General features: G+C 65.9%; 3 protein-coding genes. 1 reads left to right on the top strand and 2 read right to left on the bottom strand.

All coding sequences use genetic code 11. The features are described 5' to 3' along the window. Window positions 1-205 precede the first annotated feature (205 nt). Complete coding sequence (locus tag CV770_RS26595) at window positions 206-2,473, top strand: cation:proton antiporter domain-containing protein (protein ID WP_104464468.1); 2,268 nt, start codon at window positions 206-208, stop codon at window positions 2,471-2,473. 132 nt (window positions 2,474-2,605) lie between these two features. Here CV770_RS26595 and CV770_RS26590 read toward each other — a convergent pair whose 3' ends face one another. Together CV770_RS26590 and CV770_RS26585 are read right to left on the bottom strand one after the other, a co-directional pair. Continuing rightward, window positions 2,606-5,758: an efflux RND transporter permease subunit gene (locus CV770_RS26590; RefSeq protein ID WP_104464467.1), complete on the bottom strand. Its 3,153-nt coding sequence runs from the start codon at window positions 5,756-5,758 to the stop codon at window positions 2,606-2,608. A gap of 11 nt (window positions 5,759-5,769) precedes the next feature. Further along, window positions 5,770-6,963 (bottom strand): efflux RND transporter periplasmic adaptor subunit, encoded by a 1,194-nt coding sequence (locus tag CV770_RS26585; protein WP_201760052.1) that lies wholly within the window; start codon window positions 6,961-6,963, stop codon window positions 5,770-5,772. Window positions 6,964-6,994 lie beyond the last annotated feature (31 nt).

Genomic DNA, 6,994 nt, shown 5'->3' with positions numbered 1-6,994 from the left:
ACCCCATCCTGACAGACTTCCAAGACACAGGGACCCAGAGGCCAAGTATTCCCGTGTTGCGTGGGCCCCGGCTCGGCAGCGCACCGCCAAGCGGCGCTGCGCTGCGTCCGGGGCACGCCTCACGTCTCGGGAACCCGCTCCACCTCCGGCGGGTTCTATCCCCGTGGCCCCGACCTCGGGGCGGGCAAAGGGGGAAGACACCAGCATGCCATGGCGCCTGCTCCGACCGGTCGGCCTCGTCCCCGCGGCGCTTGTCCTCACCACCATTGCGGCCGGTGCCGAGGGCGGCAAAGCGGCTGGCCCATCCGAATTCCTGTTGGTGGCGCAGATCGTGCTGTTGATCGCGGTCGGTCGCGGTCTCGGCGAGATCATGCAGCGCGTCGGCCAGCCCTCGGTGATCGGCGAGTTGCTCGCCGGCATCATCCTGGGACCGTCGCTGTTCGGCTGGATCTGGCCCGAAGCGCAGCACGCGATCTTCCCGAAGGCACCCGAGCAGAAGGCGATGCTCGACGGCATTGCCCAGTTCGGCATCCTGCTCCTGCTGCTGCTCACCGGCATGGAGACCGACCTCAAGCTGGTCAGGAAAGTCGGCAGGGCCGCGATCGCGATCTCGATCGCCGGCATCCTCGTGCCCTTCGCCTGCGGCTTTGCGCTCGGCGAGTTTTTGCCCGATGCGCTACTGCCCAATCCGCAACAGCGCCTGGTCGCTTCGCTGTTCATGGGCACGGCGCTGTCGATCTCCTCGGTGAAGATCGTCGCGGTGGTCGTGCGCGAGATGAATTTCATGCGCCGCAATGTCGGTCAGATCATCGTTGCGACCGCCGTGATCGACGACACCATCGGCTGGATCATCATCGCCGTCATCTTCAGCCTGGCCTCGCACGGTACGCTGGATATCGCCTCGGTGGCGAAAGCCGTGCTGGGCACGCTCGCCTTCCTCGCCGTCAGCTTCACCATCGGGCGTCGCCTGGTGTTCCAGCTGATCCGCTGGGCCAACGACAATCTCGTCAGCGCGGCGGCGGTGATCACGGTGATCCTGCTGTTGATGAGCGTGATGGCGCTGATCACGCATCTGATCGGCGTGCACACCGTGTTAGGTGCCTTCGTCGCCGGCATCCTGGTCGGGGAATCCCCGATCCTGACGCGGCAGATCGACGAGCGGTTGCGCGGGTTGATCTCCAGCTTCTTCATGCCGGTGTTCTTCGGCCTCGCCGGCCTCAGCGCCGATCTCTCGGTGCTGCGCGATCCCAATCTGCTGATGCTCACCGGCCTCCTGGTCGTGATCGCCAGCGTCGGCAAGTTCGGCGGCGCCTTCGTCGGCGGCACATTGGGCGGCCTGAACAATCGGGAGTCGCTGGCGCTGGCGAGCGGCATGAATGCCCGCGGCTCGACCGAGGTGATCATCGCGACCATTGGCCTGTCCATCGGCGTGCTGAGCCAGAACCTGTTCACGATGATCGTGACCATGGCGATCGTGACCACGATGGCGATGCCGCCGATGCTGCGCGCTGCGCTGGCAAGGCTGCCGATGAACAAGGACGAGAAGGAGCGGCTGGAGCGGGAGGAGTTCGAGAAGCGCGGTTTCCTCGCCAATCTCGAGCGCCCGTTGCTGGCGGTGGACGAAAGCGTCAACGCCACCTTTGCCGCCCACATCGCCGGCCTGATCGCCGGCATGCGCGGGCTGCCGATTACCGTGCTGCATATCGGCAAGAGCGCGAAGGAGCAGGAGAAGGGCCGCGACCAGGAGGAGAGCCACGAAGCGGTGGTGAAGAAGGCCGCCGAAGTCGTGTCCGCCCATGGCGACGGCGGGGCCGGCAACGTCGATGTCGTCACCCGCGCGAGGCAAGCGGAGCTCGGCGAGACCATCGCCGACGAGGCGCGCAAGGGTTTTGATCTTCTCGTCGTCGGCGTCGACAAGGTCGTGACGGCCAAGGACCGTTTCGACCGGAGGATCGACGACATCGCCGCGAAGTTCGAAGGACCGCTCGCGATCGTCGCGGCCAAGGGCAAGCACCTGAAGCAGCCTGCGCCCGAGGCGCTCAACATCCTGGTTCCGGTCTCCGGCAGCGGCATCTCCAAGCGCGGCGCCGAGGTGGCGGTCGCGCTCGCGCAAGGAGGATCAGGCTCGCTGCGGGTGATCTATGTCGCGACGACGCGCGACAAGGGCGCGCAGCGCGGCGCCTCGCGTGGCCTCGGCCAGGAGGCGGGCATCCTCAAGGACGCCAGCGATCTCGCCGCCCGCTACGACGTCGACATCACCACCACGCTGCGGGTGAACCGGGCGCCGGAGGCCGCGATCCTGCGCGAGATCGACACCACCGACGTCGATCTCGTCGTCATGGGCGTCGACCGCATCCAGGCCGACCACCTCTCCTTCGGCGGCGTCGCCGACGCCGTGCTGCGGCAGTCGAAGGTGTCGGTGCTGTTGGTGTCGAGCGGCGAGGCAAGGCAGGCTCCGGCGGAGAAGGCGTGAACTACGGTGCATTCCCTCTCGCCGTCATTGCGAGCGCAACGAAGCGACGAAGCAATCCAGACTCTCTCCCCGGAAAGGCTCTGGGATTGCTTCGCTGCGCTCGCAATGACGATTGTGGTTGGCAGCCGTTGCCTACTTCACTGCCACAGTCTCCACCTTCGGCGCCTTCTTGCTCGCCCGCCAGTTCTCGAAGCGCTGCACCACCACGAAGAAGGCCGGCACGAACAGCACGGCGAGGCAGGTCGAGGCCAGCATGCCCGAGAACACCGTGATGCCGATCGACTTGCGCGCGCTGGCGCCGGCGCCGGTCGCGAGCACCAAGGGCACCACGCCGAGGATGAAGGCGAACGAGGTCATCAGGATCGGGCGGAAGCGGGCGCGCGCCGCCTCGATCGCGGCCTCCAGCACTGGCTTGCCGTCGCGGCCGTGCAGCTCGAGCCCGACCTCGACGATCAGGATCGCGTTCTTGGCCGACAGCGCGATCAGCAGGATCAGGCCGATCTGGCAATAGAGGTTGTTGTCGATCTTGAGCCCGGAGAGGATCAGCATCGGCCCGAGCAGCGACAGCGGCACCGCGAGGATCACCGAGATCGGCGCGTACCAGCTCTCATACTGGCCGGCGAGCACGAGATAGACCAGCAGCATGGCAAGGCCGAACACCCAGTAGATCTGGTTCGAGACCGCCTTCTCCTGATAGGACATCGCGGTCCACTCATAACCGGTGCCCGGCGGCAGCGTCTTGTCGGCGATCTCCTCCATCAGCTTCAACGACTGGCCGGAGGAGTAACCCTGCGCCGGCAGGCCGATCACGGTCGAGGACGGATAGAGGTTGTAGAGGCTGATCAGCGACGGTCCCGTGGCCGGCGTGATCTTGGCGACGGTGCCGATCGGGATCATGTCGCCGTTCGAGTTGCGCACCTGCATGTTGGCGATGTCGCGCTCGGTGACGCGGAAGGCCGGATCGGCCTGGGTATAGACCTGGAACACGCGGCCGAACTTGTTGAACTGGTTGACATAGGACGAGCCGAGATAGGTCGACAGCGCCGAGAACACCTGGTCCGTCGTGACGTGCAGTGTCTGGGTCTTGACCCGGTCGATCTCGATGTTGAATTGCGGCACCGACGAGCGGAACGAGGACTGCACGCGCTGCAGCGCGCTCTGGCTCTGCCCATTGCTGACCATCGCGCCGGTGATCGCCTGCAGCTTGGCGAAATCGCTGTTGCCGTCGCGCAGCTCGACCTGCATCGAGAAGCCGGCGGCGTTGCCGATGCCCTGGATCGGCGGCGGCGGCAGCACGAGCGTGCGCGCCTCCATGATGGTGGCGAGCTTGTCGTTGAGCCCGTACACCAGTGAGCGCAGATCCTCGCCGGGCCCTTTGCGCGCGTCCCAATCCTTCAGGATGATGTAGGCGACGCCCGCATTGGCAAGGCTGGCGCTGTTGTCGAGCGCGGAGATGCCAGCGATGGTGATGACCTGCGCCACGCCGGGCGTCTCCTTGATCAGCCCGCTCGCTTTGTCGAGCACGGTTTGGGTCCGCTCTAGCGCGGCGCCGTCGGGCAACTGCACGGCGGCGATCAGATAGCCCTGGTCCTCGATCGGCAGGAAACCGGTCGGCACCCGCGACAGGCCGTAGGCGCTGGCGCCGATGACCAGCAGCGCGAACGCGACCGACACCGTCGCGTGCCGGCACAGGAAGGTGATCAGCCTTGTGTAGCCGCGCTCGACGCGGTCATAGACCGCGTTGAAACCTCTGTAGAAGAAATTGCGCTGCTCCGGCGGCACCGTCGGCCGCAGCCACAGCGCGCATTGCGTCGGCTTCAGCGTCGCCGCGTTGATGGCGGAGAGCAGCGCAGTCGCCGCGATCACCAGCGCGAATTGCGAATAGATGCGCCCGGTGAGCCCCGCGAGGAACGAGGCCGGCAAAAACACCGAGATCAGCACCAGCGTGATGCCGACGATCGGCGCGAACAGCTGGTCCATCGCCTTGATCGCGGCGTCGTGGCCGTTCATGCCCTGCTCGATGTTGTGGGCGGCGCCTTCCACCACGACGATGGCGTCGTCGACCACGATGCCGATCGCGAGCACGATCGCGAACAGCGTCGACATGTTGATGGTGAAGCCGAGCGCCGCCATCGCCGCGAAGGCGCCGATGATGGTGACCGGCACGGTCGTCGCAGGCACCAGCATCGCACGCCAGTCCTGCAGGAACACCAGGATCACGACCAGCACCAGCAGGCCGGCCTCGATCAGCGTCATGTAGACCTCGTGCACCGAGGCCTCGACGAACTTGGTGGTGTCGAACGGCGTGTCGTATTTGATGCCTTCCGGGAATCGCTTGGCGAGGTCCGCCATCTTCTTCTCGACGGCCTGCTCGACCTGGAGCGCGTTGGCGCCGGGCGACTGGAATACGCCGATGCCGGTGGCGGGCTGCTTGTTGAGCGAAAAGATCTGGCTGTAGGTCTGCGCCCCCAGCTCGACCCAGCCGACGTCGCGCACGCGCGTGACGTCGCCGCTGGTCCCCGACTTGACGATGATGTCCTCGAACTGGCTGGTGTCGTCGAGCCGTCCGTTGACGTTGAGCGTGTACTGGAACGCCTGGCCCGGCGGCGTCGGCGGCGCGCCGACCTGGCCGGCGGAGACCTGCTGGCTCTGTTGCTGGATCGCGTTGATGACGTCCTGCGGCACGAGGCCAAGGACCTGCAGCTTGTTGGGATCGAGCCAGACCCGCATCGAATACTGGCCGGCGCCGAACACGGTGACGTTGCCCACGCCGGGCAGGCGCGAGAGCTCGTCGCGGATGTTGATGGTGGCGTAATTGCTCAGGTAAAGGCTGTCGTACCTGGAGTCCGGCGAGGTCAGCGTCACGAACAGCAGGATCGAGGTCGATCGCTTCTGCACGGTGACGCCCTGGTTCTGTACCGACTGCGGCAGCTGCGACAATGCGCTGGAGACGCGATTCTGCACCAGCACCTGCGCGAAGTTCAGGTCGGTGCCGATCTTGAAGGTGACGGTCAGCGTGTAGCTGCCGTCGGAGCCGCTATAGGACTGCATGTAGAGCATGTCCTCGACGCCGTTGACCTGCTGCTCGATCGGCAAGGCAACGGTGTCGATCACGGTCTTGGCGCTGGCGCCGGGATAGCGCGTGGTGACCTGCACCGTCGGCGGCACCACGTCGGGGTATTGCGCGATCGCCAGGTTGAACAGCGCGACGCCGCCGATCAAGATCATCAACAGCGCGATGACGTTCGACAGGACCGGCCGCTCGATGAAGAATTTTGAGATCATGGCTGGCGCTCCTACTTGGCAGACGCCTGCGGTTGCTCGATCTTCGTTGTTTGCGGATCGATCTTCTGGCCCGGGATCACCCGCAGCAGCCCCGCGATGACGACGCGGTCGTCCGGCTTCAAGCCGCTTTCGATGACGCGCAGCCCGTTGTCGACCGGGCCGATCTGCACCTTGCGCTGCTCGACGACGTTGTCGCCGTTGACCACCAGCAGATAGCGACCGCCCTGATCGCTGCCCAGCGCCGTGTCGGGGACGAGCAGGGCGCTCTTCTCCTGGTCGAAGGGCACGCGGACGCGCACGAAATAACCGGGCAGCAGCGCCCGCTTGTCGTTGGGTATGACGCCGCGTACCGCGAGCGTGCCTGTCGACGTATTGAGGGTCGGCGAGACGTAGTCGAGGTGGCCTTCATGCGGATAGCCGGCCTCGGTCTGCAGGCCCACCTGGACCGGCAACTGTTTGAGGTCGGCGACGGTCAGCCCGCGGCGGACCGCTTCGGCGCGGATGCGCAGCACGTCCTGCTCGTTGACCGTGAAGTTCACCCAGATCGGATCCATCGCGACGATGGAGGCGAGCTGGGTCGGCGAGGAGACGCCGACGAGTTCGCCGACCGAGACCAGGTGGGCGCTGACGATGCCGTCGAACGGCGCTGTCACCCTGGTGTAGCCGTAATTGACCTCGGCCAGCCTCGTATTGACCTGGGCCTGCTGGAGGTTGGCCTGAGCGTTGTCGCGGGTCGATGTCGAGGTGTCCAGGGTGGACTGCGAGACCGCCTGGCGCTGCACGAGCTCGACCTGCCGCTTGAAATCGGCTTCGGCCTGCTTGACCGTGGCTTGCGCGCCGACCTCGGCCGCCTGCGCTTGCTCGACCTTGAGCTTGTAGGTCTCGGGCTCGATCGTGAACAGCTGGGTGCCCTGCTTGACGAAGGTGCCGTCCTGATAGTCGATCGATTGCAGGAAGCCCTGCACCCGCGCCACGAGATCGACGCTCTTGATCGGCGCGGTGTTGCCGGTGGCCTCGATGTAGCGTGTGACTGGACGCTGCACCGGCGTTGCCACGTCCACCTTGGGCGGCGGCGGTGCCACGAACGTGTTCTTGTCCTCGCAACCCGCCAGTGCGACCACGGCCGCAGCGGCGGCCAGTGTCCGCCCGGCCTGTCTCCACGCTTCGTTGCGCCGTGCAGCAGATGCGGGATTGGATGAGGTCATTCGGTAGCCCCCGAGTATCGTCTGTCGGTGC

The sequence above is a fragment of the Bradyrhizobium sp. AC87j1 genome (assembly GCF_002936975.1).
GTDB classification, from domain to species: domain Bacteria; phylum Pseudomonadota; class Alphaproteobacteria; order Rhizobiales; family Xanthobacteraceae; genus Bradyrhizobium; species Bradyrhizobium shewense.
This window is presented reverse-complemented; position numbering and strand designations above follow the sequence as displayed.

Coding starts and splice junctions, on each gene's coding strand:
- CV770_RS26595 (WP_104464468.1), top strand. CDS start 206: ATGCCATGGCGCCTGCTCCGACCGGTCGGCCTCGTCCCCGCGGCGCTT.
- CV770_RS26585 (WP_201760052.1), bottom strand. CDS start 6,963: ATGACCTCATCCAATCCCGCATCTGCTGCACGGCGCAACGAAGCGTGG.
- CV770_RS26590 (WP_104464467.1), bottom strand. CDS start 5,758: ATGATCTCAAAATTCTTCATCGAGCGGCCGGTCCTGTCGAACGTCATC.